This window comes from Halorhabdus rudnickae (genome assembly GCF_900880625.1).
In the GTDB taxonomy this organism is placed as follows: Archaea; Halobacteriota; Halobacteria; order Halobacteriales; family Haloarculaceae; genus Halorhabdus; species Halorhabdus rudnickae.
Genome location: NZ_CAAHFB010000001.1, coordinates 2,263,424 through 2,288,495, shown reverse-complemented (window position 1 = coordinate 2,288,495; position 25,072 = coordinate 2,263,424). Strand labels below are relative to the sequence as shown.

The window sequence follows — 25,072 nt, the reverse complement described above, 5'->3', positions numbered from 1 at the left end:
CCTTCAAATACCAGCCCGCACCCGACCCCCGCCGATGCCCGATCTCCACCCCAGGACTGGCTCCTCATCGTCCAGGCCCTCGACGAATGCGCCGCCAAACTCACTTACGTCGACCGCGAACCCCCATGCGCCACCCGCGCCCGGGTCCTCGCCGACCAACTCGCCACCGAACACGATTTTCTCCGCGACGCACTCGACACCCAACTCGACCCGACCTGGCGCGGGCCGACCGACACCCGATAGCCACACGACGCACTATCAAGCGTAACCAACATTTCCCCCGTGACAGAACAGCATTGCATGTCCCACGTCCCCGCTGCCCTCGAAGTCGTCACCGGCATGGTCCTCTCGCTACTGATGTTCAACGCTGCGACGACGGCCACCTACGCGGACGAGGCCCTCATCTTCGGCGTGGTCTTCGTGCTCGGGCTGTTCATCGCGGTCCACGGCCTGTTCCGGGGCATCGAGAGCGCGGTCGCCACCGCGACAGCAGCCGACGAGACTGACGCCGAGTGACACCAACACCACTCTCACAGACACGCGCCCGCCCGGAGTACTGCGCGCGCTCGCCGACAAGCACCTGCACGTCCGAGAAGCGCGGCCGCGTGGCACGGACTTTCAGGCCCCCGCGACCGGTTAACTCGCCTGCTCCAGCAGTTCTTTGAGACGATGTTCGATGATGATCGCCGCGGCAATTATCACCATCGTCAACCCAAAGGCGACACCTGCACCACCGATAACGAACTGCTGGGTCGCACTGTCGTACTGCGACTGCGCGAGCGCTTGACCTACGGCACCGGTCTCGGTGATCTGCAGCATCGTTGCATACGCGTCAAAAACGGCGAGTGTCCCAATAACCAAGACAGTTCCGCCGAACACTGCCAGTCCCCTCGCTCCAGTTCAACTTTGAAATCCGGCATACCGGTCGCCACAAAGCCCATCCACAAAACAACACTGCCGAAGCGATCGACGCGGACGTGCCCGCCCGCCGTATTATACGCGCTCGCAATCGCGGCGATCGTCCGCTCGATGTCGGCCTCCGAGATCGCGGGCAGATAGTACCGTTCGATCGAACCCGCAATACGAAGCTAGCGCCGTTCACCACTTCGGTCCAGTGTCTGGGCGTCGCGATCGCTGTCCAACTCCCCGGTCCGGGCGTCCAACAGGAACGTCACGTCTGCAACGGCGTCGTACTCCTCGATCACGTCGAAAATCGCCCGCGGTTCGATCGGATGATGTCTTCGACGATCTACTCAGGGCATGTGCCCGGAGTATTGTATGCGGTTGTCGACAAGCACTTTTGTATCCGAGAAACCAATCCATCAGAACTCGATGTGCTGTGACTGGTCGAAATAGTTAGTCTATCGTTGGGTATCATCACCGGGATTTAACCCAGTTGACTGACTAAGCCGACGCACACCGTTTCAAGACAATCCATGTCCGAGCCCCTTGCTCTTCCGCTTCTGTTGCTCTATACTGACGAAAGCAAGGCGATCGAAGGTGCCACACGATTCCAAAAGTTGGTGTTCCTCGCTCAGGAGGAGACGGATCTGGAAACAATTTATTCGTTCCGTGCGGATCGATACGGGCCATTCTCCGCCCAGCTGGCTTCCGACCTCGACCGGCTAGTCGAACACGGATACGTAACTCGGGACATTCAAACAAACGAACTCGGAAAGCCCCGGGAGATATACGGTCTCACTACAGCCGGGCTGCAGAAAGCTCGGGATCTCGTTCGTACCCAAGTACGGAAACCTGCGCTGGATCTCGTCCAAGACATCAAGCGCGAATACAATAACACACCAATCCAGGATCTCCTCCGGTACGTCTATCACAATTACGAGGACTACGTGACGGCAACGGATCTCGACGTGGACGCTCTGTTTGACCCGGATACAAAGACTGAGTTCGAAACGCTCCCACCCGCTGATCAAAAACCGGAAACAGTCGGAGAATCCCTCACGCCGACACCCCACACCCTGTGGCAACTCCCGAAGCGTGAGACCAACGCCTACTTCTATTACTTCACTGATGCGCAATTCACAGAATCGGACAGCAAGTACAAACACCTCGACAACGCGTTAACCCTGCTTGGGAGGAATCGGGCGCAACTTGAGGTCGCTATTATCGATCGAGATCGGACCAAACCCGAGCTATGGGACGCATTGGTCGGTGGATTCGACATCGACGACTACCCGGCACTCGTTGTCGCCGAGAAGGAATTGGGCGTTCGGGATCTGGATTTGACTGCTGACGCGTTTGATCCCAGTGATGGAACGTATGCGATGATCGAGTCGGGTATTATTGAGGACCGGATTCTCGATGATCCGGACGAGATCCGAGAGTTCCTCAACGCGCTGTTTGACGGCGCTCGCGAGAGTGAAATCGAACGGCAGATGCAGACTCAAAAGGTCAAGCAAGGCATATCGATCGCTGCTGAGAAGGTCGAACAGTTCATTATCTCGTAATGGAATTTCTCTCGGCTATACGTTCACGACGCGAATACATGCTCTGAGAGTAGCATATTACCATTTCAGACCACCTCAGTCAGGAACACTGGAACTTCGTAGCCGAGAACTATCTTCGCGGCCGGAGTACTGCGTGCGCTCGCCGACAAGCGCCTGCACCTCCGCGAAGCGCAGCCGCGTGGCACGAGCTATCACGTGGTCGCTGGTGTGCGATAAAAACCGCGAGAAGACGATTGCTACGCCGCTACGTCAGGGTTCGAAGTCAGTGATGACCTGCGTTTGATCGCTGTTCGGGTTCTCCCAGATCAGAGTATATTCTGAGTTCAGGTTTGCGTCAACGTCTGTCCCACTGAAGGTGCCATAAAGTTCTCCGTCAGTACCGGTTGCATTAATCACGACTTTGTCTCCAGCTGTTAGCTCTTCACTGATGCCGGAGAATTGGTCCAGCGTGGCCGATCCATTGTTTTCGGTTTCAAGCAGGAATTGGCTCGCTGTCGCGGCGTCACCGCCAGTGTGTGAGAGAGTCACGTTCTCACTGTCGGCATTCCATTCCCACTGGACACTGGGCTGGGTCTCTTCACTCGGCCCCATGTTCATGACGAACGTCGCGATCACGGCCGCGAGAATGACCGTAATCGCGACCATCAAGATCACGCCGATAACTGGCGATACACCACGGTCCTCCGAACGGAGGAACTCTTTCGCTGAATCGAACATTGCAACCGAGCGTTCAATAGGATAGTATAAAAATCCAATTGAATCGTTCGCCGTCGAACGGCGTTTTCACGCTCGTTAAAAGCCCGTCTGATACCATTCTCAAACACTGAAAATGCGACGCTGTGTAGTGATTCTGCAAATCGCCCGGTGGTTTAACAAACGTTCAGCCCCCAGCCTAACTTGGACCGGGTGTCTTCCGGTCCCTAACATTGCGACCGCGCCCACCGACCGCTGCCCGGACAACGGGTATGTCGATGACTGCGGTCTTCCGCAAGGAGGAACCTTTCCCGTCCCTCGCGGGACGGGTTCGGAGGCACGGGAGACGGTGCCCCCTGGCGTGTTGCTCGACCACCCCCCTGGATCCGTGTCAACACGCTTTCACACGTGCTACGGCCGCGGAGCACTGCGCGTGGGCGATGGTTTGAAACTCTCCTAAACAGAGCCCCACATTCAACGTAGCCCGCGCCTCCACGGTCGCGTCAAGGCCGAACTTCGACCGCGTCGGGACGTCCAGAGCGACGGCCTGGCTCACGCCGACGCACCCCCGCGTATCCGACAGGAACAGACACACCGCTTGCTGTCGATTCTACGCATGTATATAGATTCATATATGATTCTCCGGAGAGGGTTCCGAACGACGGCCAGACGGCGTCTGACCTCATCTGCACTCGCTAGCGCTCGTGCAGATCCTCACGGGTACTCCGCCCTCCGCAGCGCATCCTTAGAGCAGTGACTCGCCGACGCGAGCCACGAGTGAAGTATGCCCGGGGAGGGCTCCGAACCCTCGATCTCCGCATGACCCAGGTCCGGGGTCACGAACCCCGACGGGTATGCGATGGCGCACACGTGGGAAGACCCTATGAGTGCGGCGCTATGTCCAGCTAAGCCACCCGGGCGCACCCATTTGTTGCGTGAGGGTCGTCTTTAACCTTCTCATCTCCAGTCCACCCGAGGGCAACGGCTCGTAGGTCGGTTGGGTCGCACCAATCGGAATATAATCGGTCCTGTGACGGGAAGCCCGCGGATTTATAGCCTCGGACCAGTACAGCTTGAGCATGGACATACCAGGCCTCGTCCGGCAGGAACTCGGGGACGAGGATATCCTCGCCGGCGTGTCGATCGGGGACGAAGACGTGGTCTGTCTGACGCCCACGCGAACTATCATCTATCGCTCAGAGGGACTGATCAGCGACGAGAGTGTCGATTCCTATCCGCACGAGGCTGATCGTCTCAAACTATCCGAAGGACGCCGCAAGTCGAAGTTCCACGTCGACTACTTCGACGAAACACGCTCGTTTTCGGTCCCGACCGACTACACGCGTGACGTCCTCACGCTGCTCCTCGAGGGGATCCTCGGAGCCGACGAAGTCATCGACGGCGACGAGTCGATCGTCGGGGCCTTCCGGTTCAGCGAGATGACGCTGATCGTCGCCGAGAAGCGCCTCGTCAGACACATCGGCGGGACAGTCTGGGCCGACGACTACGAGAGTTATCCCTACCAGAACGTGACTGACATCGCCTTCGAAGAGGGCAGCGTCGCCACGGAACTGGTCGTCTCGATCGATGGCCGCCCCCAGCGAATCAAGATCCCCCGGGACGACGCTCGCCTCGTCGAAGAGACCGTCAAGACGGCCGTCTTCGGGTTCTACGACGTGGCTTCCTTCGAGGAGTTGCGACGCGTCGTCGGCGTCGATGAGGAAGCGGCGGAGATCGAAGAATCGACCGGGAACGATCAAAACGACCTTACTCTCGGCTCGGGTATCGAGCCGCTGGTAACCGAGGACGAGGACGAGGACGACGGACTCATCGACACGGACATCGGCGCTACGGTGGAGACCGGCGAGACAACGGAGACGAACGCGACCGGGACAACGGAGACGACCGCGACAGCAACTGACGTACCCGAAAAAACCGCTGTTTCGACGACCGGTACCGACGATGAGACGAACGGGGACGCCCAACAGACACGAGACATTTCGACCCCGTCGAACCCGATGCCCGAAACCGAAGCGCTGGAAACAGTCCTCGAAGACGCGGATGTCGCCGCCGGGGAAGACCTCCGCGCGCTGCGCGAACAGGTCGGAGAACTCTCGACCGCAGTCAAACGCCAGAACCAGCTCCTGAAGAAACAACACAACGCGATCAAACAGCTCGTCGAGGAACTCCGCGAGCAGTGATCGAGGAGACGCTCAGCGAGCGCCCGTCTTGCCGGACTCTTCACTCTCGGCCCGTCACTTTCCGAATACACGAAGACCCAAACGGCCCTAATTCGTGGTCGTCCTCGAAGCGAATGAAGTGTCCCGTCGAGAGTCCTGCGCCACAACGCTGACAGGAGAAATCACCCTCGCGTGTGACGACCTGGCTTTCGAATGAGACGTATTGCCCAGTCGTCGGTCGGACGAGTCCCGACTCGCGTTCGATGATGCCGCGACGCTCGGCAGTCTCCAGGATCTCGTGCGTCAGATGTGGATCGGTCGTAATCGTCTCGATCCGGTCGACCGCCTCGGCCATCGATAGCTCGGCGTCCTCGAAGTTCGCAAGCAGTGTCACGCCAAGTTCCACCGGGTCGCTGGTCTCGTCCACAGGTGCGGTTGGTGCTTCGACGCCAAGAATCGTTGGCCTTCGTAGTGGAAGGCGGGCTGGACTGACGGCGAGCGAAGCGAGACGTTACTCCGCCGGAGCCGTCGAAAACGGCGGAAGCGGCCTTTTTCACCACCGGGAGCGCAAGCGGTCCCGAGCCCACACTCACTGCGTTCGCGTGGACCACCTGTTTGCCGGGAGCGGTTCGCGCCATGCACGAACCCGACCGGGAAACGATGGGACCACAAGAAGTTTGCCAGGTTCGCCCCCACAGTCTGGTGATGCACTCTGCGGTCCGTCGGCAGGTCGTGGCGATCGCCTGTATCCTCGGCTTCACAGCCGTCGCGACGCTCGCGAGTTCGCCCGCCACAGTTCTCGGGGCGGCCGAGACGGTCGCCGGATCGCCCCTCGCGCTCGTCGGCGTCTTGGCCGGCCTGTATGCCGTCCGGCCGCTGTTACTGTGGCCGATTTCCCTGCTTTCGATCCTCGCGGGGTACGGACTCGGCGTCACGCTTGGCGTCCCTGTCGCGCTTCTCGGAGCGGTCTGTACCTGTATCCCGCCGTACCTGCTCGCCAGACGCGCACCGCGGGAAACGGGCGTATTCGGTCGTCTCCACCGCCGCAGTCAGGACGTCGTCGCGGCGATCGGCGAACTCCGTGGGGTCGTCGCGGCTCGATTGCTCCCGCTGCCCGCGGACGTGATCTCCTACGGCGCTGGCATCTCAACGATTTCGATGCGGGGTTTCGTCCTCGGGACCTTCTTCGGGGAGATTCCGTGGGTCGTCGCGGGGGTAGTGACCGGATCGTCGATGCGAACGCTGAGTCTAGAGGGCGCCTCAACGGGTCTCCCGCTGCTCGCCGGAACGGCCGCGCTGGGCGTCCTCGTGCTGGCCGGCCCGGCGATCCGCCACCTCCAGCAACAGGATCGACTCCCGAGTCTAGACTCGCTGAGTTCCTGACGGGGCAGACAGTCGCCGCCGCGACCGACTCACCTCAATAGAACGTGTCCGCACAGTCATAGACCACGCCGTGAACCGGACAGACGTACTTGCAGTGGCGCTCGAACAGCGGGCGGCCACAGCGTGGACAGGGGCGGCCGCCGTGGTCGTCCATACGAGTTCGATTGGCGAGTGGACGCTTGACAGTTCGGGAGGCGGAAAAGCGAAGCAACGAACCGGAAGCGAAGTAACGGGTGAGTTCAGCAGGCGGTCAGCACTCCGACCAGCCACAGGACTCGCAGGTCTTGCAGCCTTCGGAGTAGTACAGTGACATCGAACCACACTCGGGACACTCGGGACTCTCACCGTTGGCGATGATGGCCTGCTGGTCCTCAAGCGTTGTCGACTCTGCCGCCGCCGAACCGCCGTCGGTCGATCGGTCCACCGAGCCTGACTGGGCGGCCTGCTCCTCGGTGGGGAGATCCTCGTCGGCCGTCTCCTCTAAAGTCCGCTGCTGGGGATAGGTCCGGTCGATCTCGTCGTCGAGGTACCGGCGCAGGGCCGTCCCGAAGGCGTCGGGGATGGAGTTGATCTGCTCGCCCTTGTCCCAGGCGACCTTCGGCGACCGGATGCCCTGGAGTTTGTCGACGATCTCGTAGGGGTCGACACCCGATCGGAGCGCCACCGAAATCGTCTTCGCCAGCGCGTCGGTGAAAGAGTTGGTGAACCCGCCCGAATGTCCCGTATTGGCGAACAGTTCGAAGGGTTCGCCAGTCTTGGGGTCCTCGTTGATCGTCACGTAGAGCTTGCCGTAGCCCGTCTCGATGCGCTGGGTGACGCCGTGGAGTTGATCGGGGCGGGGCTTCTTCTCGGCGTATTGGCGGGCAGTGTCGCCGTCCAGCAGCTCCTCGATGTCCGCCGTGAGTCGCTCTCGGACGTCCTCGTTGTCGAGGAACGCCTCCAGCCCGCCGAAGACCTCGTCGATCCGCTGGACGATCGCCTCGGCGGCCTCGTCTTCGTCCATGTCGGCGAAGTCCGTGTTCTCAGCGCGCGTGGTCAACACCTGCTTGCTGCGGGTGCCGTCGCGGTAATAGGTGACGCCCTTGCCACCGTGCTCGTAGATGTACTCGAAGACTTCCTTGGCGTCCCCGAGCGTCGAATCGTTGGGCGCGTTGACGGTCTTGGAGATGGCCGAGTCCACGCCGTCCTGCAGCGCACACTGGATCGATGCATGCTGCTTGGGCGAGAGATCGCCGGTCGTGACGAACAGTTCACCGATGGCATCCGGGACCGTCGAAAGCCCCTCGACGCCGTCGAAGGCGTTTGTGGCCATCTGTTCCTGGGCCTCTTCCTTGACGGCCCCGACGTCGATGTCGTTCTCCTCTAAGACCCGCAGGAAGTAGTCGTCGAACTCCACCAGCATCTCGTCGCCCTGGACGTCATCAGAGACGTTCTTGTAGTAGGCGACGTTGTAGACGGGTTCACACCCACCGGTCGTGTTGCCGACCATCGACGTGGTGCCGGTCGGCGCGATCGTGGTCGTGTTGTGGTTGCGGATCTCGAATCCGTCTTCGAAGTCGTCGGCGTCCTCGCCGACGTAGTGCTCGAACCACTCGTCGTACTCGGTGGGGTCGGCGTACTTCGAGTCGTCCCACTCGGCGAACGAGCCGCGCTCCTCGGCGAGTTCGTGGCTCGTCCACTTGGACTCGAAGTTGATGTGTTGCATCACCTGACGAGCGATCTCGTCTGCCTCCTCGCTGCCGTATTTGACGCCAAGCTGGATGTACAGCTGTGCCAGGCCCATGATACCCAGCCCGATTTTGCGCATGTTCCGGACCTTCTCCTCGATCTTTGCGACCGGGAAGTCAGACATGGTGACGACGTTCTCGAGGAACCGCGTCCCCATCTCGATGCGGTGATCGAGTTCCTCGAAGTCGATCGCCTCTTCGAGGTAGGCATCGATTGCCTCCTCGAAGTCGTCGTAGTTGTCGGCGTGGCGGTCAGCCCAGACACGCCAGTCCGGCGCATCGGTGTCGGCCACCGTCGAGAGGTTGATGTGCCCGAGGTTACAGGCCTCGTACTCCTCCAAGGGTTGCTCGCCGCAGTTGTGAGTGACGAGCCCGTTTGCGACGAACGAGTGCGTATCCGGCTCTGTAAGATCGTAGACAGCCTCGGGTCCATCGGCCTCTACTGATTCGACCGTCGCCTCGAAGGATTCGCTGTACGGGCCACGATCGTAGTTCGCGAGACGCTCCTCGAGGGCCTCGTCTTTGCTGTCGAGGAGGAACCCGACTTCCTCACGGAAGCGGACGAGGTTGTCCTTGACGACGACGAGTTCGTGGAATCCTTCGGTCTTGTACTCGGCCGTGTCGCCCGTTCCGTCGGGCAGTTCGACGGTTCCAGGCTCCTTCCGGTCCTCGTAGACCTTGCTGGCGATACCGAAGTTGAGGAGCAATTGCTGAACGTCCTTGAGGAAGTCGGCATCGACGCTCGCCAGTCGCACTGAGACGCCTTTCTCGACGTTGCCTTGCACGCCCCCATCAGCACTGAACAGTGCCCGCAGGAACCCGCGGGCCATCTCCTCGCTGCCGCGCATGACGGCGTCGGGCACCTGCAGTTTCTCGTCGACGAGGTCAGCCTCCTCGGCGTACTCGTAGAGACGCGCCGATCGGATGCGCTGCTCGAGTGCCTGCGCGCCGCGATAGTCGTCATCACGACTGATATCGCTGACACCAACCTCGTAGTCGGCGTTCCCGAGCGGTTCACGAACGATTTCGTTGACGTCGTCGGCAAACTGCTCGGAAACGGCTGTGTCTTCGTCGTAGAAATTCAGCACAGCGCGCTCCTCGCCGTGTTTGAGATGACCGTCGCCGACGAGCCACCCGAGGACGCGTCCCTCTTCGGCCGACCCGTGCTGACCGAACTCGCCCTTTCGGTTCTGGATGTGAACGGCGTCCCCGGGTTCGAGATTCTGGGCCTCGACCCAGCCGTCGTCGGTCATGATCCGGTGGTCGGCAGTCAGACGGAGTTCGTATCCTTCCTCCGTGGTGAGTTCGTAGACGTCCTTCTCGCCAGTCTTGAACACGCTGCTGGCTTCTTTAACGCGATCTTCACTCAGACGCCCGTCGACGACGACATCCCGTGCGACGCCCTGGTCGTACAGTTCTGCAGCCGGGACGAGACCGTCTTCAGTACTGATCAGCGTATCGCCTGTGACACAGGGGTTCGTCGCGAGAATCTGGTGATCCGGCTCGGCCTCGACGTCGAAGGAGTGCTCCTTGTTGACGCGCTCCAGATAGATCACGCCGGGTTCGCCGTTCTCGTGGGCACCCTCGACGATGTCGTCCCAGAGTTCCTCGGCGGGAACGGACAGTTCCTCGCCGACCTCGACGTACTCGCCGAGACCGAACATATCGTACAGTTCTTTGGTCTCCTCGGTGACAATGTGGGCCTCGCCCGTCCGTGGGTTCGTGAAGGTGAACTCCTCACCGTTCTGGAGCGCCTCCATGAATTCGTCGGTGATACCCACCGAGATGTTGAAATTCGAGAGGTGGCCCTCGACGGCGTTGCGGAGGTGTTCGGGGACCTTGCCCTCGTCGTCGATCAGTTCACGAGCTTCCTCCAGGGCGTCGGCAAAGGACGTGTGTGTGAAGTCGTCGGGATCGTTGAGCCGCAGCGTGTGAGCCAGAGAGACGTCCTTGTTCTTGGCGTGGATGAACTGGATGACATCCGGATGAGAGACCCGCATGACGCCCATCTGGGCACCCCGCCGGGCGCCACCCTGGGCGATGGTTTCGCACATCTGGTCGAACGTCCGCATGAACGTGATCGGCCCGGAGGCGATCCCGCCAGTCGAGCCGACGGCATCGCCGTACGGCCGGAGGCGCCAGAAGGCATAACCCATGCCACCGCCGGACTGGAACACCTGTGCGGCTTCTTTTGCTGTCTGATGAATGTCGTCAATATCGTCCTCGGGACTGTCGACGAAACAGGCAGACAACTGTTGGAGTTCGTCGCCGGCGTTCATCAGCGTCGGCGAGTTCGGCATAAAGGACAGGTCTTCCATTAGGCGTTGGAACTCCGCAGCGGTATCCTCGACGTGCTCGCGGACATCCGCGGGGAGTTCGGGAACAACTGTCTCGTAGGAGAACTTGTTGACGTTGTAGATCGAAAGCGTCGTTTCGGCGTCGTCCTGGGCAGTCGTTCCTTTCCCGAAGACCTCTTGGGCGAGTTCGTCACGCCGAGGGTGGTCGGGTTTGAGTTGCCCCGGTGTAACGGTGACCTCGATGTCCTCGTTGCGTGCCTCGTAAACGGCCTCAGCCAGGGCGATATTTTTGGCGACCCGCTCGAAGAGGTCCTCCTGGCCCTCAACAAGCTCGCCATCGGCGTCCTTCCGGAGGTACCGTGCCGGAAGAATGTTGTGGTAAGCATTGTCAGTTAGTCGGTCGGCGAGCGTATCGCCGTCGGTGCGCTTGATCGGCAAGGTCACCTCGTCCGCGGTCAGTTCGGCGTCGCTCACTTCTCGGCCCCCCCGGACGACGCGGGCGATCGGCCGGCAATCCGTCCCCTCGATAGTACGTTCGCTCGTGTCATTTGTGTCGGAATTCGATTAGCTCGGCTGCGGGATATCCCTTTGGTTTGGTCGTTCGCATGCGTTCCCAGTGAATGTCACGGGAAAGATACGTCATCGCGAAAGCCCCATCTGTCGGGGTCTTCGCGTACGCTGAGGAGCAACGACGGGGAGGAACATAAGGGTTCCCAGATCGGAGTGAAAGTGATACGTCGACCCAACTATCCGCCAGAGTGGACCGGAACGCCCAGCCGAAACGAAAGGGGGTAGCGTGGCCGATATGGGTCCGATCGGACGTGACGACACCCGGCCACGAACGACTCGGTCGGTGTCTGATTGACCGTCCGAAGGGTCTGGCCGCGATCGATCCTCACAACGCTGTGAGAAAGTTCCTGATTACGTCGTGGCCGACAGCCGTCAGCACGGATTCGGGGTGGAACTGGACCGCCTCGATGGGGTGCTCGCGGTGGCGGATTCCCATGACTAGTTCCGTCCCGTCCGCGGCTTCGGTCGTCGCCGTCACGTCGAAACAATCTGGGACATCGCTGGCGACCAGCGAGTGATACCGCCCGCCCTGGAACCCCTGGTCGAAACCGGCGAAGACCCCTGCTCCGTCGTGGGAAATCGACGCCGCTTTCCCGTGGATCGGCGCCGGGGCGTGGCCGACCGTCCCGCCGTAGGCGTACACGGCGGCTTCCAGCCCGAGACAGACGCCCAGGGTCGGTACCGCGGGGCTGAGTTCCCGCAACACATCGGTCGTGACGCCGACGTCGCGGTCGTTCTTCGGGTGGCCCGGCCCCGGCGAGATGACGATCGCGTCCGGGTCGGCTTCCCGGACGGCCGACAGCGAGGCGGTGTTTTTCACGACGGTCGTGCTGGCGTGTTCGGACACGTACTCGACGAGATTGTACGTAAACGAGTCGAAGTTGTCCACGAACAGCACGTCGAGTTCGTCCGGGTCAGCCAATGGGTCACTCGCGGCGACCATGTCAGAGTCGCTCATCGGGACACCTCCTCGATCGGGGCCTCAGTGTCGCGGTTCGACGATTCGATCCGTTCGAGCGCGTCGATCACGCCGCCCATCTTCTGTTCGGTCTCCTCGTACTCGCGTGCTGGATCGCTGTCGGCGACGATCCCTGCACCGGCCTGGACGGTGATCCGGTCGCACGCTCGATCCTCGTCGGTCCCGTTGAATGTGTCGACGCCGTGTTCGACTGCTGCTGACCGAATGACGATCGCGAAATCGGCGTCGCCGTTCCAGGAGAAATACCCGACACCGCCGCCGTAGATGCCGCGCGGGTCGGCTTCGAGGTCGTCGATGATCTCCATCGCCCTGATTTTCGGCGCGCCCGAGAGCGTCCCCGCGGGGAAGGCCGCCCGCGTCGCGTCGAAGGCGTCGCTGTCGTCGGCGAGCGTGCCCGTCACGGTGGACTCGATGTGCTGGACGTGACTGTACTTCAGGACGTTCATGAACTCCTCGACGCGGACGCTGCCGGGTTCGGCCACGCGGCGGACGTCGTTGCGCGCGAGATCGACGAGCATCGTGTGCTCGGCGCGCTCCTTCTCGTCGGCGAGCATCTCACCGGCGAGTCGGCGGTCCTCGACGGGACTGGTCCCGCGGGTGGACGTGCCTGCGATGGGGTTCGACGTGATATGATCGCCCCCCACTGAGACGAGCGTCTCCGGACTCGCGCCGACGATCGTGGTGTCGTCGTACCCCAGCAAGTACATGTACGGCGAGGGGTTGATCGAGCGCAGCGAGTCGTACAGTCCGAGCGGATCGACGTCGCCGTACAGCTCTCGCTTGCGAGAGATCACGCCCTGATAAATGTCACCATCCAGGACGTGCTCCTTTGCGCGCTCGACCGCCTGTTCGTACTCCTCGGGTGACCCGGCGTCTTCGTGGACGCGGGCGAATCCGCCCGTCTCGGGATCGCCTGCGTCGCGCAGCGACGATTCGACGCGCTGGGCTTCGGCGAGTAGTTCGTCGTACCGCACGTCGGCGTCTTCCCCGGGTTTGACGACGGGCGTACACACCAGCGAGACGGTCCCGGCGGCGTGATCGAATACCAGCGTCTTGGTCGCGAGCACGAACTGGGCGTCCGGGAACCGCGAGTCCGGCCGGTCGATTCCGACTTCGTCGAGCCAGAGGTCGTAGACCGCCTCGTAGGCCAGAAAGCCGACGAGCCCGCCCGACAGTGTCTGGCGATCGTGATCCGGGAATCCACGGCGCTCGACATCGGGCAGGACGGCCCGGAGGTCATCAAGAACGTCCCCGCCGTTGAGTTCGAGCAGGTCGGCGTATCGATCGTCGAGGACGTTCAGCGTCGTTCCGTCAGGATCGACAGTCGTGACCCCGACGGGATCGTAACCGACGAACGAATAGCGGGCGTGGCGGTCGTCGGTCGAGGGCGCGAATGCACCGTTGGGATCGCTAGAGGCGACTTTCTCGGCGCTTTCGAGCAGGAAGGCATACTCGCCAGCATCGGTTCCGACATCGCTGGTGTCGGCGTGGGTAGCGGTCGTGGACTCTCGTCCTGTCAGCGCCGCGTAGGCGGCAAGCGGTTCGGTCTCGACATCCAGTTCAATCGCGACGCGGATGACCCCCGGATCCTCGGCGTCGGCCAGCTCGATGAACTCCTCGCGGGACAGCGATAGTTGATTTCCGGAGACGGCGTCCGTCATGCGACCACCCGCGATTCCGTGGCTCGCTCGACAAATCGTTCGACGGCGTCGTAATCTTTGATGCCACCCTCGCACTCGACGCCGCTTGCGGTGTCGACACCGAACGGTCGAACGGTGTCGACGCCATCAGCGACGTTCTCGGGGGTGAGTCCGCCGGCCAGCAAGACCGGCACGTCGAGGGATTCGACCACCTCGGCCGTTTGCTCCCAGTCGTGGGTTCGGCCGGTCCCCCCACCGCCGGCCTCATCCAGTGAGTCGACGACGAGTCCGTCGGCGGCGTCGGCATATGCGTCGAGGTCAGTATCGTGATCGAGTGCGACCAGGACTGACTGGGAGATCGTTGCCGCGAGTGCGTCGATTTCGGTGGGACCGAGCGTTCCGTGAACCTGGACGACGTCCGGTTCGGTGGCGTCAATCAGGTCGCGGGCAGCCTCGACAGTCCCGGGCATCGTTACGAGCACCCCCGAGACGAGCGGCGGGACCGCCGCCAGGAGATCGGTGGCCCGCTGGTGAGAGACTTCTCGCGGCGTTTCGACTGGGACCTCACTGATTACACCGATCGCATCCACGCCGGCCGCAACGCTGGCCCGGACATCGTCGATCCGGGTGTGCCCACAGATCTTCACGCGCGTCATGCGACCACGCCGCGGAGACCGGCGAGTTTCTCGCCGGCCGCTCCCGAGTCGATGGCCTGGCGGGCGACCTCGACGCCCTCCTCGATCGAATCGGCCTCGCCAGCGACGTAGATCGCCGCGCCAGCGTTCGCGAGGATGATGTCTCGCTTCGCGCCGTTGGCTTCGCCACGGACGATTCCGCGGAGGGCATCTGCGTTTGCTTCGGGCGATCCACCCGCCACGTCGGCAATATCGTGCCGACCGACGCCCATGTCCTCGGGGACAAGCGTGTACTCCTCGACGGACTCGCCGTCGACTTCGGCGACGGTGGTCTCGTCGTGAACGGTGATCTCGTCGAGACCGCTCCCGTGGACGACCAACGCGTGTTCGACGGGCATATGCGCGAGCGAGCGGGCGATCAGTGGAACCAGATCGGGGTCGTAGACGCCAAGCACCTGTGCGTCCGCGTCGGCGGGGTTCGTCAGTGGGCCGAGTATGTTGAAGATCGTCCGCATCCCGAGTTCCTGTCGAGGACCGATGACGGCTTTCATCGCCGGGTGGAAGACCGGCGCGAGCATGAACCCGAGCCCTGCGCTCTCGATGGCGTCTTCGACGGCCGGCGGTTCAGCGTCGACGGTGACGCCGACCTCCGCCAAGACGTCGGCGCTGCCGGATGACGACGAGACGGAGTAGTTGCCGTGCTTGGCGATTGGGACGCCCGCCCCGGCAGCCACAATAGCACTCGTCGTCGAGACGTTGATCGTGTCGTAGTCGTCGCCGCCGGTCCCGACGATGTCGACCAGTGGGTCGCGATCGGGATCGATCGTTCGGGCGGCCTCCCGCATCCCCTGAGCGAAACCCGCGATCTCGGCTTCGGTCTCGCCTTTCGCCCGGAGCGCACTCAAGAGTGCGCCGATCTGGGCCTCCGTGGCGTCCTCGAAGACGGCACTCGATGCCTCTCTGGCCTCCTCGACGGTCAGGTCCTCGCCCTCGGTAACGCGCTCGATGTGTGACTGTAGCGTAGACATTGTTGTACTTATTCGGGTTGTAATGTACAACTTCGTACAACAACTTAAGCGTATCGGGCGCGGCGACGTGAGACGTCGATCGGTAGCGGAACCGATGCTCCGCTGTCGGGCTCAGACGGTGATGCGTACGGGAGGGAGAGCGGCTAAAAGCGGCGGGTTCAACATCCGGTACCGAAGGGGGCCGGCGATACAAATTCCGATCGACGGTCGTCGACCGATGTTCGCAAACGCGTCGCGGTTGCTCACTCCCCTCCCTCGAACGGGGTGGTCAAACGAAAGGAACTCTCCAAAACCACGAACGGCGAGCGGAGCGAGTCGTGAGTAGGGAGACACCAACGGAGTGAATGTCTCCACGATTGCGAGCAGTGAGCGAAGCAAACCGCGAGTAGCAATGGCGAACGGACCGGAGGCCACGGTAATCCACTGGGGAGATGAACAAGTGATTTCTACCGCAATGATTCGGGTCCGGAAGTCTTGTCGAACCGTAAGGGACATTCCCCGTGCAGTCTCATCATCAAAGTGCGCGAGGGTGGCTGAGCGGCCAAAGGCGGCGGGCTTAAGACCCGCTCCCGAAGGGGTCCAGGGGTTCGAATCCCCTCCCTCGCATAGGGAGACACGAACGAAGAGAGTGTCTCCGAAATACGAACGGCGAGCGGAGCGAGCCGTGAGCACGTTACTGCGAGCAAATCGCGAGCAGCAAATGCAGCAGTGGGATTCGAATCAGAGAGCGGGAGGTGAGCGAGTGCAACGAGCGAACGGGAGCGACCGTGGTTCGAATCCCGATCGGCGCGGTGCGTCGATCGATGTTCGCAAACGCGTCGCGGTTGCTCACTCCCCTCCCTCGATTTTTCAGTTCGTATAGCCGTCGATGTCGGCCCAGTAGACCGTGCCGTCGTAGCGGACGAGATATTCGCCGTCGACGTACTCGGGATCATCTGCGTCGACGGCGTAGACGGGATCTTCGGCCTCGAATCGTCGGACGAGGCGTGTCCACGCGTCAGTTTCGTCGTCTACGTAGTGGGTGTCACCGATCGCCTCGGTCACGATCGATCGCTCGTCCGAGGTGAGATTCGACAGGGTGAACAGATAGTCCGCTTCGAGCCGGCTGGCAAAGTCCTCGCTGCTGTTGGCCACCGGTGACGCGTCGTATCGGTAGGTGTAGATCGTCTTCGGTGTTGGTCCGTCTACTGTGATACGGATTGTCCGGTCTTCGAACTCGACCAATTCGTAGCGTGGCTCCGAAACCAGCACGGAGGCCGCCTGTTCGCTCTCGTTGTAGACGGCCTGGGTCCCGATGTCACCGTCGTTCGTGATCAATCTCGAATCGGGGGCGGGAAGCGCACGGCGATCGACAGCGGGGAGATCCGTATACGCGATAGATTCGCCAGTCGTGTTGGTCGGGTTCTTCTCGAGTGTGAGGACAAACAGAGGGACCTCTCGGGAATCGACCGCCGACCAGGTGACGGTGTAGTACGTCCCGTCGACCGCGACCGGTCGGTCGGGCCTGAACGGGGGATGGTCGTCCGTCACAGTGGGGCCTGCCCCATCTACGGCGCCAACGGCGAGTCGACGCGATTCGTCGTCGAGATCGGTCACGTCGATCGAGGCGTGCTCGGCGATAGCCGTCGCGTTCGGGGCCGGTTCCATGGAGAGAGACCCGGCCGCCGAACACCCCGAGAGACCGACGATCAGGAGGACCAGGGCTGTGAGGAGGGCTGGGCGGCGTTTCATATGGTATAGTGTCACAAGAACCAGGTATGGGTTTTGTGGTTCACATTTCGGGCCCGGAAAACGACTGCGAGCGAGAACACAGGATGGCAACGACTCACGCGACGTGCTTTTTTGGCCTCCAAACCTACGAGAACGCGATGACTGACACGCTACCGCAGGCTGTCGTTTCTGCGTTCGACGACCACGAGGCGTTCGAACCCGCCGAGGAGGGGTACAATGTGACGACGACTGTCTTCGACGCGACGGTGACGGCGACTGAAGCGGACGACTTCGGCTACCGATTCACGGTGACGGTTCGGGCACCGATGCTCCGGGAGGCCGTCGAGGCAGAAGTGGTCGGCCCGGCGGTCGAAGAGGGGTGGTTCGAGACGTACGAGCGACGGCTCGAGGACGCGACGATGGCCACGCGAAGCCAGGTCGACCTCGAAGAGTACGACGTCACGGACGAGAACGGCCAGGCCGAGGCGACGTTCGTCTTCGAATATGGTGACGCAGAGCGCGGGACTGAAATCGCCAAGACGATCGTCGAATTCGTTGAGGGGACATACGTCGAAGGGGTCGTTCCCGGCTACGACTACGGATCGCCGGTGGCCGACCTCCTGCATCAAGCGAAAACAGCCGGCAGTGACGCCGAACGTGGTGGGACCCCGCTCTGAACAGGGACGACCAGGCGAGGCCCGACAAGAGGACAGGGTGGGAATGGCACGCCGCTCGGATACAGAAGAACACAGAGATCCGACTGGGCCACGATCGTGGGGAGAAAGAGCTCAATCTGAACGTCGGATCGTCTTCGACGTAAGTCGATACGAATCGTCACCGCTCGGTTCGCCCGGATTGTACCCCTCGATGGAGCCGCTGATCCAGTACACCGACACTGTGACGCCGTCGACGCTGCCCTTTGGATCGACGTAGACGGTCTCGCCGGCGTCCCACGTCTCGCCGATCGCAACCTGTGGCGTGCCGCCAGGGGTTTCCGTGAAGTTCTCGATGGGGCTGGCGTGGGCGTCGTCCGCGGCCCGGCCGCTCCCGGGCGCACCGCCGATATCGACCGGTTTCGACCCGGCCACATAGAGGCGGTCGACCGGGACTCGATCACCAGCTTCGAGCGTGATCGCTATCGTCTGTTCGCTACTGTCTCCGACGAGTTCGTGACTCGTCTCGACGTACGGCGCCTTCGGTTGCAGGCCGGATCCGAGATCGAAGACGAACACCGTCACTGTCCCGGCGACGATAACAGTGACTGCGACGAGCAAGATAATGCCGATGACCGAGGTCATCCCACGGTACTCGAAGTGAAACATCCGTCTAGGTAGGTGTTCACGCGAGTCGGTAATACTGCTTGGGGAAGATGACAGCCGCAGTATAGTACCCTGGCGAGTGGCCTCAGTCCATCGCGATGTAGGTCTGCGTGTCCTCGACGCCGTCGACATCTTGGATCTCGGAGGCGGCAATGCCCTTGACGTCGGCCGGTGAAGGAACGTCGACTTTGGTGATGAGGTCGACGTCGCCGGCGACGACGTGCGTGCTCACGACGCCGTCGATTGCCGCGATGGTGTTCTTGAGTCGATCCGCCTCGCTCGTGTGTGCTTTGACCATGACGTACGCGATGACCATATCAGATCTCTCCCATGACGGGTGATTCCGTGCTCTCGCCGACGATCAACTGACGGACGTCCGACAGGACCGCGAAATCAGCGAGGATAACCAGCCGGTCGCCGACTTCCAGGGAGGCATCGACATCCGGGACATCCACTGACCCCTCACGCTTGCCGAACGCGAGCAGGCGGGCGTTCGCCGGGAGTTCGAGTTCGCTCAGACTGTAGCCGTTGACCGGTGCCGTCTCGGTGACGGTGAATTCGATGAGTTGGAGGTTCTGGGCGATGTCCGCGATCGCGACGCTGTTGCCGCCCAGTAAGGCATTCTTCGCGGCGATCGCACCGAGTCGCTCGGGATAGATCACCTCGTCGACGGCGTCGGCGTACTGCCGGTAGATGTCCTCGCGATAGTCCTCGTCGATGCGCATGACAGTCCGACAGCCGTAGTTGTCCGCGATCAGGCAAGTGACGAAGTTGTCGTTGAGATCGCCGGTGAGTGCCCCGACCACGTCGACCGACGCGAGGTCGGCCTGTTCTAAGACCGCCTCCAGAGAGCCATCGCCCTCGATCACCTCGAAACCGTCTTCGCGGGCTCGCTTGGCCGTCTTCGAGTCGGTCTCGACGAAGACGACCTCGTGGCCGCTCTCCCGGAGCGCCCGGCCCGTTCGCAACCCGACGCGGCCGGCACCCACGATAACGAATCGCATATGTCGACTAACTACATGGGGACGAATAAAGCTATCCTCGGCGGCGAAACCCGATCCGAGCGCCATCCGGAACGGGGAGACGGTTCCGACAGGACGACACTCGCCGACGGCCACTCGTGTCCGTCGATGTGATGTCGGGACGATCAGGATTGGTAAGTCTTGGGTCGACCTGCCGGTAGCGCAACGCCGCCAGACTGATTTATGAAGGAGAGCCGTAAGAGCACTCGCAATGGCTTCGACCACTAGCCGCCCGGCGGTCCTCGCGATCCTCCTCGCAGCCGCATTGATAACCACCGGCAGCGCAGGGATCGCCTTCGCCGAGACGCCCGCCACAACTGACGTACAGACAACCGAACCGGCCGACGAAGACGACGTGATCGACTCGTTCGTCGAACGCCTTTCGACACTCGAAACCGTCGAATTCACCCGGACGACCGAATCGGAGTTCGGAAATGAGACGAGTCGGCGGACGGTTCACGTCGTCGCTGACCTCGAAGACATCCAGAAGCGAACCGAGACCGTGAACGCCACTGTCGGGAGCAACACAACGACAGTGATGAACGAGAGTGCGATCCGCACGTACGATCCCGCCGAGAACACCGTCTCCGAGTACGAGATCAGCGGGGAACAGACCCTGTTACCGACGCTGGACGTGCTGGCCAACGAATCGTTCGTGAGCTACGAACTCGCGGGGATGGACACCGTCAATGGAAACGACACCTACGTGCTGGAGGCGACGCCGCAACGACAAGCGGAGACAGACGTGGAAATGTCGCTGACTGTCTTCGTCGATACGGAGACGTATTTCCCGGTCCGAATAGAAAGCGAAAGAACGGGCGAAACGTACACGTACAGTTCGACAGTCACCCACAGTAACGTCACCCTCAACGAAGAAATTCCGGAGTCGACGTTCGAACTCGACGTGCCGGCAGACACGTCCGAACCGTCGGAGTACGTCGGCCCTGACGTTTCGGCCTACGAGAGCTACGACGACCTCTCGACCCAGGCTACCCTGTCGCTGCCGGCTGAGGAACTCGCGGCAGCGTTCAGCTTCCAAGAGGGCACGATCGTCGAGGGCGAAGACTACTACAGCGTCAGCCTCAGATACACCGACGGCGAGGAGACGATCAGCGTCAACACCCGTGCCGACCCCTTCAACGAGTCGATCTACGAGGAGTCGGATCGGTACGAAGCCGTCGAAGTCGGTGAGACGGCCGGATACCGATACGACAGCGACGAGTTCACGTCCTTGCACTGGGCAGAAGACGAACAGGCCTATTCCCTCTACGGGGAGATCGAAAACGGAACAGCGATGGACATCGCCGAGTCGATCGTCGGCGAGTAACACCGTTCTCGACGATTTTGCGTCGTACCCAGCAGCATCCCGAACGACGGGCTAGTCCTGACTCGATCGGTCGATCGGGGAAACCTTCATGATATGTCACATCGTACCACAGACTACGATGGTCCGAGCGTTCATCATGGTGAAGGCAGTGGCTGGCAAGGCCGAGGGGCTTCTGGGCGACGTACGAGACGCGCTCGGCGTCGTGGAGGCCCATATCGTCGCAGGACAGTACGACCTCATCGTCGAGGCCGAACGGGACAACGTCTACGAGATCATGGAATCGGTCGCCAGTGGGATTCGGGATCTTGAGGGAGTCGCCGACACGCGGACGTACATCTGTCTGGAGTGATCGGGGCGCAAACGGATACGAGTGCCTCGAACCCGGCCAACGGTGCGTGAAACGAGCCGTGAACAGCGAGGGACAGACAAATACGAGCGCCTTGCCACGCGTAAACCACGAGAAGGAGAAAGGTGCGAATGATCGAGAGCGGGCGAGAGTAGATCGACTGGACAGAGCCGTTCACGATCGTGCCGGGAGCGACACGGCAAAGGGAGTGGGGGGCGTCGCGTCGGGTATGGTGAGCGCCGTCGACGCGATCGGCCTCGCGATAATCGTCCTCTCGAACACGGCGATCGCCGCACTACTCACTCGATTTTTCCGCGTGCGCATGACGACTATCTGGGCCGGGCCGTTGTATGCCGTCCTGCTGGGCTCGCTGGCGTTGCTCGTCTCGACGCTGGTCTTGGGCGGGTTCCTGGGTCTCGGAGCGAACCTCGCCAGTCCGGTTGCCGTCGTCGCCGTGACGATCGTCGGGCCGCTCGCCCTCGGGGTGACCTTCGACTACTTCTGGATGCCCGCACCCGAAGAAGTCGAGTTACCCGATCGCCGGGAAGACTCGCCACCTGAGCCGCGGTGACGTATCGACGGGGACACGCCGGACCATCCGACCGAGTGTCGATCGTCGGCCCCGCGTTTCACTTTCACCCTGGTGTTAACGAGGCTTTAAATAACAGGGGGCGTAACGGCGTGGTATGGCAGCATCAGAAGATCTCGAAGACTTGCCGGGCGTCGGTCCGGCAACGGCCGAGAAACTCACGGAAAACGGATTCGACTCCTATCAGGGGATCGCAGTCGCCAGTCCCGGTGAACTCTCGAATACGGCAGACATCGGCGAGTCCAGTGCCGCAGACATCATCCAGGCCGCCCGCGAGGCTGCCGACATCGGCGGGTTCGAGAGTGGCGCGGAGGTCCTGGAACGACGCGAACAGATCGGTAAGCTCTCCTGGGGCGTCGAAGAGGTCGACGAACTGCTCGGCGGCGGCGTCGAGACCCAGTCGATCACCGAGGTCTACGGTGAGTTCGGCGCCGGCAAGTCCCAGGTCACCCACCAGCTGGCGGTCAACGTCCAGCTCCCGGCCGAACACGGTGGGCTCGAAGGCAGTTCGATCTTCATCGACAGCGAGGACACGTTCCGTCCAGAGCGTATCGAGCAGATGGTCGACGGGCTCGACGAGGACGTAATCGAGGACACGATGGTCCTGCACGGTATCGCCGAGGACGGCGAGGCCGACGCCGGCAACGACGACCTCTTCGACGATTTAGTCGAGTCAATCCTCGATAAGATCCACGTCGCGAAGGCGTTCAACTCCAACCACCAGATCCTGCTCGCGGAGAAGGCCCAGGAACTCGCCAGCGAAGGCCAAGACGAGGAGTTCCCTGTCCGGCTGCTCGCTGTCGACTCGCTGACTGCCCACTTCCGGGCGGAGTACGTCGGCCGTGGCGAACTCGCCGACCGCCAGCAGAAACTCAACAAGCACCTCCACGACCTGATGCGGGTGGGCGACCTCAACAACACGGCCGTCGTCGTCACCAACCAGGTCGCGGCGAACCCGGACTCCTTCTTCGGGGACCCGACCCAGCCCATCGGCGGGAACATCCTCGGCCACACCTCGACGTTCCGGCTGTACCTCCGCAAGTCCAAGGGCGACAAGCGGATCGTCCGCCTCGTCGACGCGCCGAACCTGCCCGACGGCGAGGGCGTCATGCGCGTCGAGGAAGGCGGCCTGATGGCCGAGTGAGCGGACACCCAGGCCGATGTGACCGCCGTCATCAGGTGACTTCTCCGTAACGACAATCCATTTCACTCCCGACCCACGTACGGGGTGGCATGACGAAGCGCCACGTCTCCCTGCCGCCCTTCGCCGAGGAGGGGCTCCGGGAGTTCATCCGCGAAGTCGACGAGCGACTGGCGAGCGAGGAGGACACCTGCGACGTCGTCGAGGACGTCCTCGTCGACCTCCACGGGGATCGGGAGGCCTACGAGCGCTGGCAGGCCGGCAAGAACGTCTCACCGGCCGAGCGGGTCCGCCTGCAAGGGTACGACCCCTGCAATGCGACCCTAGAGAGCGAGTACTACGCCGAGAAAGACGAGCAGCGCTACGAGGAATCGAAGTATCTCCAGTGGCTCTGGCGACAGTTCGATTCGACGCCGATGGCCGACAACGTCGCCTTCGCGCTTCGTTTCCGGCGGATGCTCGCCTCCCATCTCTTCGAGTCCTGCGGGGAGGACTGCCGGTTCTTCAAGGGGATCACGTTCTCGTACGGCCACAACATCACAGTCGGGGACAACGTCGTCATCCACGACGATGTGCACCTCGACGACCGCGGGCAGTTGACGATCGGCGATCGCGTCTCGATCGCCGACGACGTCCACGTCTACAGCCACGACCACGACGTCGTCGACCAGACTGAAGTCCGCAACTACCACACGATCATCGAGGACGACGTCCGGTTGACCTACGACTCGATGGTGCGGGCGGGCGTCCGGATCGGCGCCAACGCCATCCTCGCGGCCAAGAGTATCGCGGGGACGGACGTCCCTGCCCACCATATCGCTGCCGGAACGCCGGCAAAATCTATCGCCGTCAAAGACGGCTGGGAATCGGTCGCCCAGCCGGTCGAGAACGGGACCGTGGACCGACGGGAAGAGCGTCGCCTTGAGTACGACCTGCCCGACGACCTCGACGCCTTCGACGAGTTCGGCCGCGACCTGCAACCGCCGAACGTCTAAGGGTCCGAAAAGCGGTCGCTGCTGACCAGGAGAGTGCGAGATACTTAACTGAACGCGGGCGTTACGTCTCGTACATGCAACACGTGAAGATTCCGCAGGACCGGATCGGCGTGCTGATCGGCGAGGGGGGTGAGACGATGCGCGAGATCGAAGAGCGCGCGGAAGTGCGCTTGGACATCGACAGCGAGACGGGTGCGGTCGCCGTCGAGTCCATCGGCGATCCCGTGACTGGACTGAAAGGTCCCGACATCGTCAAGGCCATCGGCCGCGGGTTCGCTCCCGAGGAGGCCTTCCGATTGCTCGATGACGACATGATCATGTTCGACGTCATCGACATCGACGCTGCCGCCCGCAACCCCAACGACCTCAAGCGGATCAAGGGCCGACTCATCGGCGAGAACGGTCGCACGCGGGAATTGATGGAGGAATTGACCGGCGCCGCCGTCGTCATCTACGGCTCGACGCTGTCGATCATCGGCGGCCCCGAACAGGTAGATGCGGTCCGGGAAGCCGTCGAGATGCTGCTGGATGGTGCCCCACACGGCTCCGTGTACTCGTTCCTCGAACGGCGCCACAACGAGATGAAACACGCCGGCCTCGAGTATCACAAGTTCACCGGCTGAGATATCGGCGATCGTCGCGTACTTCCGGGGCGGGGAGTACGACGGCGAATCACCGGACCTCTTTGAGTCCTCGGCTATCGCCGCTGTCCAGGAACGGATCGGCGACAGCCCCCGTGAAGTCCGCCTGGAGTGTCGAGAACTGTTCACGGACGTGGCGTTCGTCTGGTACCGGACTAGCCAGGACATCGATCGGATCCGGATCACTCCCGAACTCCGCCACCGTCGGTTCAGTATGGATCGCTGACGACCCGGCCGGCGACACGGCAGGCCGACCTCTCTGGACCCGGAAATCGTTTCGGCAGGACGATATGGTACTTAAAAGCCTGCGACAAGCTCACATGGTAGCGCTCAGTCCGTCACCCTACCCCCCATATCGGGACCCGGAACGTTACTTTTTTAT

General features: G+C 62.0%; 26 protein-coding genes and 2 tRNA genes. 13 read left to right on the top strand and 15 right to left on the bottom strand.

What is annotated here, in order from left to right; all coding sequences use genetic code 11:
• The coding region (locus BN2694_RS11420; protein WP_135665335.1) for a hypothetical protein at positions 1 to 243 on the top strand (243 nt) is incomplete at its 5' end.
• A gap of 57 nt (positions 244 to 300) precedes the next feature.
• Complete coding sequence (locus tag BN2694_RS11415) at positions 301 to 516, top strand: hypothetical protein (RefSeq protein WP_135665333.1); 216 nt, start codon at positions 301 to 303, stop codon at positions 514 to 516.
• Positions 517 to 636: 120 nt separating this feature from the next.
• Here the strand turns inward: BN2694_RS11415 and BN2694_RS11410 are convergent, their stop codons facing one another.
• Positions 637 to 879, bottom strand: coding sequence for a hypothetical protein (locus tag BN2694_RS11410; RefSeq protein ID WP_135665331.1), 243 nt, complete (start codon positions 877 to 879; stop codon positions 637 to 639).
• 557 nt (positions 880 to 1,436) lie between these two features.
• On the opposite strand from BN2694_RS11410, the gene BN2694_RS11405 reads away from it, so the two are divergent.
• A complete protein-coding gene (locus BN2694_RS11405; RefSeq protein WP_135665329.1) occupies positions 1,437 to 2,468 on the top strand; it encodes a hypothetical protein in 1,032 nt (343 codons plus the stop codon).
• Between the two features lie 249 nt (positions 2,469 to 2,717).
• Here the strand turns inward: BN2694_RS11405 and BN2694_RS11400 are convergent, their stop codons facing one another.
• A complete protein-coding gene (locus BN2694_RS11400) occupies positions 2,718 to 3,185 on the bottom strand; it encodes a type IV pilin (RefSeq protein WP_135661484.1) in 468 nt (155 codons plus the stop codon).
• 761 nt (positions 3,186 to 3,946) lie between these two features.
• A tRNA-Met gene (locus tag BN2694_RS11395) sits at positions 3,947 to 4,081 on the bottom strand.
• Between the two features lie 159 nt (positions 4,082 to 4,240).
• Here BN2694_RS11395 and BN2694_RS11390 point away from each other — a divergent pair.
• Positions 4,241 to 5,362 carry a DUF7115 domain-containing protein gene (locus BN2694_RS11390; RefSeq protein ID WP_135665327.1) on the top strand — a complete coding sequence of 374 codons (1,122 nt, stop codon included), beginning with the start codon at positions 4,241 to 4,243 and terminating at the stop codon, positions 5,360 to 5,362.
• Between the two features lie 40 nt (positions 5,363 to 5,402).
• Here the strand turns inward: BN2694_RS11390 and BN2694_RS11385 are convergent, their stop codons facing one another.
• Positions 5,403 to 5,768 carry a DUF5830 family protein gene (locus tag BN2694_RS11385; protein WP_210408945.1) on the bottom strand — a complete coding sequence of 122 codons (366 nt, stop codon included), beginning with the start codon at positions 5,766 to 5,768 and terminating at the stop codon, positions 5,403 to 5,405.
• 209 nt (positions 5,769 to 5,977) lie between these two features.
• Here BN2694_RS11385 and BN2694_RS11380 point away from each other — a divergent pair, with 209 nt between their 5' ends.
• Positions 5,978 to 6,724 carry a TVP38/TMEM64 family protein gene (locus BN2694_RS11380; RefSeq protein ID WP_244605409.1) on the top strand — a complete coding sequence of 249 codons (747 nt, stop codon included), beginning with the start codon at positions 5,978 to 5,980 and terminating at the stop codon, positions 6,722 to 6,724.
• A 34-nt stretch (positions 6,725 to 6,758) separates the two neighbouring features.
• On the opposite strand, the gene BN2694_RS18035 is transcribed toward BN2694_RS11380, so the two are convergent.
• From BN2694_RS18035 to trpD, 6 genes are all read right to left on the bottom strand, one after another.
• Entirely contained in the window at positions 6,759 to 6,878 is a 120-nt protein-coding gene (locus BN2694_RS18035) for an HVO_2523 family zinc finger protein (protein ID WP_342210804.1), read from the bottom strand.
• A gap of 96 nt (positions 6,879 to 6,974) precedes the next feature.
• On the bottom strand, positions 6,975 to 11,222 hold the full coding sequence (locus BN2694_RS11375; protein WP_135665322.1) for an LAGLIDADG family homing endonuclease: 4,248 nt from the start codon (positions 11,220 to 11,222) through the stop codon (positions 6,975 to 6,977).
• 421 nt (positions 11,223 to 11,643) lie between these two features.
• Positions 11,644 to 12,261, bottom strand: coding sequence for an anthranilate synthase component II (gene trpG / locus BN2694_RS11370; RefSeq protein WP_135665589.1), 618 nt, complete (start codon positions 12,259 to 12,261; stop codon positions 11,644 to 11,646).
• Between the two features lie 11 nt (positions 12,262 to 12,272).
• A complete protein-coding gene (gene trpE, locus BN2694_RS11365; RefSeq protein WP_135665320.1) occupies positions 12,273 to 13,958 on the bottom strand; it encodes an anthranilate synthase component I in 1,686 nt (561 codons plus the stop codon).
• The gene (locus tag BN2694_RS11360; protein WP_135665318.1) at positions 13,955 to 14,593 is read right to left on the bottom strand and encodes a phosphoribosylanthranilate isomerase; all 639 of its coding nucleotides are present in this window, start codon (positions 14,591 to 14,593) and stop codon (positions 13,955 to 13,957) included. The genes trpE and BN2694_RS11360 overlap by 4 nt, the downstream gene beginning before the upstream one ends.
• The gene (trpD, locus tag BN2694_RS11355; RefSeq protein ID WP_135665316.1) at positions 14,590 to 15,600 is read right to left on the bottom strand and encodes an anthranilate phosphoribosyltransferase; all 1,011 of its coding nucleotides are present in this window, start codon (positions 15,598 to 15,600) and stop codon (positions 14,590 to 14,592) included. The genes BN2694_RS11360 and trpD overlap by 4 nt, the downstream gene beginning before the upstream one ends.
• Positions 15,601 to 16,123: 523 nt before the next feature.
• Here trpD and BN2694_RS11350 point away from each other — a divergent pair.
• Positions 16,124 to 16,206: transfer RNA gene (locus tag BN2694_RS11350), tRNA-Leu, on the top strand.
• Between the two features lie 243 nt (positions 16,207 to 16,449).
• On the opposite strand, the gene BN2694_RS11345 is transcribed toward BN2694_RS11350, so the two are convergent.
• The gene (locus tag BN2694_RS11345; RefSeq protein ID WP_135665314.1) at positions 16,450 to 17,331 is read right to left on the bottom strand and encodes a hypothetical protein; all 882 of its coding nucleotides are present in this window, start codon (positions 17,329 to 17,331) and stop codon (positions 16,450 to 16,452) included.
• Positions 17,332 to 17,468: 137 nt separating this feature from the next.
• Here BN2694_RS11345 and BN2694_RS11340 point away from each other — a divergent pair, with 137 nt between their 5' ends.
• Positions 17,469 to 17,987 (top strand): DUF5813 family protein, encoded by a 519-nt coding sequence (locus tag BN2694_RS11340; protein WP_135665587.1) that lies wholly within the window; start codon positions 17,469 to 17,471, stop codon positions 17,985 to 17,987.
• A 111-nt stretch (positions 17,988 to 18,098) separates the two neighbouring features.
• Here the strand turns inward: BN2694_RS11340 and BN2694_RS11335 are convergent, their stop codons facing one another.
• The 3 genes from BN2694_RS11335 to BN2694_RS11325 form a co-directional block, all read right to left on the bottom strand.
• The gene (locus BN2694_RS11335; protein WP_135665313.1) at positions 18,099 to 18,608 is read right to left on the bottom strand and encodes a type IV pilin; all 510 of its coding nucleotides are present in this window, start codon (positions 18,606 to 18,608) and stop codon (positions 18,099 to 18,101) included.
• A 106-nt stretch (positions 18,609 to 18,714) separates the two neighbouring features.
• The gene (locus tag BN2694_RS11330; protein WP_135665311.1) at positions 18,715 to 18,945 is read right to left on the bottom strand and encodes an Lrp/AsnC family transcriptional regulator; all 231 of its coding nucleotides are present in this window, start codon (positions 18,943 to 18,945) and stop codon (positions 18,715 to 18,717) included.
• Between the two features lies 1 nt (position 18,946).
• Complete coding sequence (locus BN2694_RS11325) at positions 18,947 to 19,633, bottom strand: potassium channel family protein (protein WP_135665309.1); 687 nt, start codon at positions 19,631 to 19,633, stop codon at positions 18,947 to 18,949.
• Positions 19,634 to 19,862: 229 nt separating this feature from the next.
• On the opposite strand from BN2694_RS11325, the gene BN2694_RS11320 reads away from it, so the two are divergent.
• From BN2694_RS11320 to BN2694_RS11295, 6 genes are all read left to right on the top strand, one after another.
• A complete protein-coding gene (locus BN2694_RS11320; protein WP_135665307.1) occupies positions 19,863 to 20,978 on the top strand; it encodes an outer membrane lipoprotein-sorting protein in 1,116 nt (371 codons plus the stop codon).
• A gap of 118 nt (positions 20,979 to 21,096) precedes the next feature.
• On the top strand, positions 21,097 to 21,327 hold the full coding sequence (locus BN2694_RS11315; RefSeq protein ID WP_135665306.1) for an Lrp/AsnC ligand binding domain-containing protein: 231 nt from the start codon (positions 21,097 to 21,099) through the stop codon (positions 21,325 to 21,327).
• Between the two features lie 226 nt (positions 21,328 to 21,553).
• The gene (locus BN2694_RS11310) at positions 21,554 to 21,895 is read left to right on the top strand and encodes a hypothetical protein (RefSeq protein WP_135665585.1); all 342 of its coding nucleotides are present in this window, start codon (positions 21,554 to 21,556) and stop codon (positions 21,893 to 21,895) included.
• Between the two features lie 115 nt (positions 21,896 to 22,010).
• Positions 22,011 to 23,057 (top strand): DNA repair and recombination protein RadA, encoded by a 1,047-nt coding sequence (gene radA / locus BN2694_RS11305; protein ID WP_135665303.1) that lies wholly within the window; start codon positions 22,011 to 22,013, stop codon positions 23,055 to 23,057.
• Positions 23,058 to 23,146: 89 nt separating this feature from the next.
• The gene (locus tag BN2694_RS11300) at positions 23,147 to 24,049 is read left to right on the top strand and encodes an acyltransferase (protein ID WP_135665301.1); all 903 of its coding nucleotides are present in this window, start codon (positions 23,147 to 23,149) and stop codon (positions 24,047 to 24,049) included.
• 74 nt (positions 24,050 to 24,123) lie between these two features.
• Positions 24,124 to 24,672, top strand: coding sequence for a KH domain-containing protein (locus BN2694_RS11295; protein WP_135665299.1), 549 nt, complete (start codon positions 24,124 to 24,126; stop codon positions 24,670 to 24,672).
• 49 nt (positions 24,673 to 24,721) lie between these two features.
• Here the strand turns inward: BN2694_RS11295 and BN2694_RS17175 are convergent, their stop codons facing one another.
• Positions 24,722 to 24,934 carry a hypothetical protein gene (locus tag BN2694_RS17175; RefSeq protein WP_167880019.1) on the bottom strand — a complete coding sequence of 71 codons (213 nt, stop codon included), beginning with the start codon at positions 24,932 to 24,934 and terminating at the stop codon, positions 24,722 to 24,724.
• Between the last annotated feature and the right edge of the window lie 138 nt (positions 24,935 to 25,072).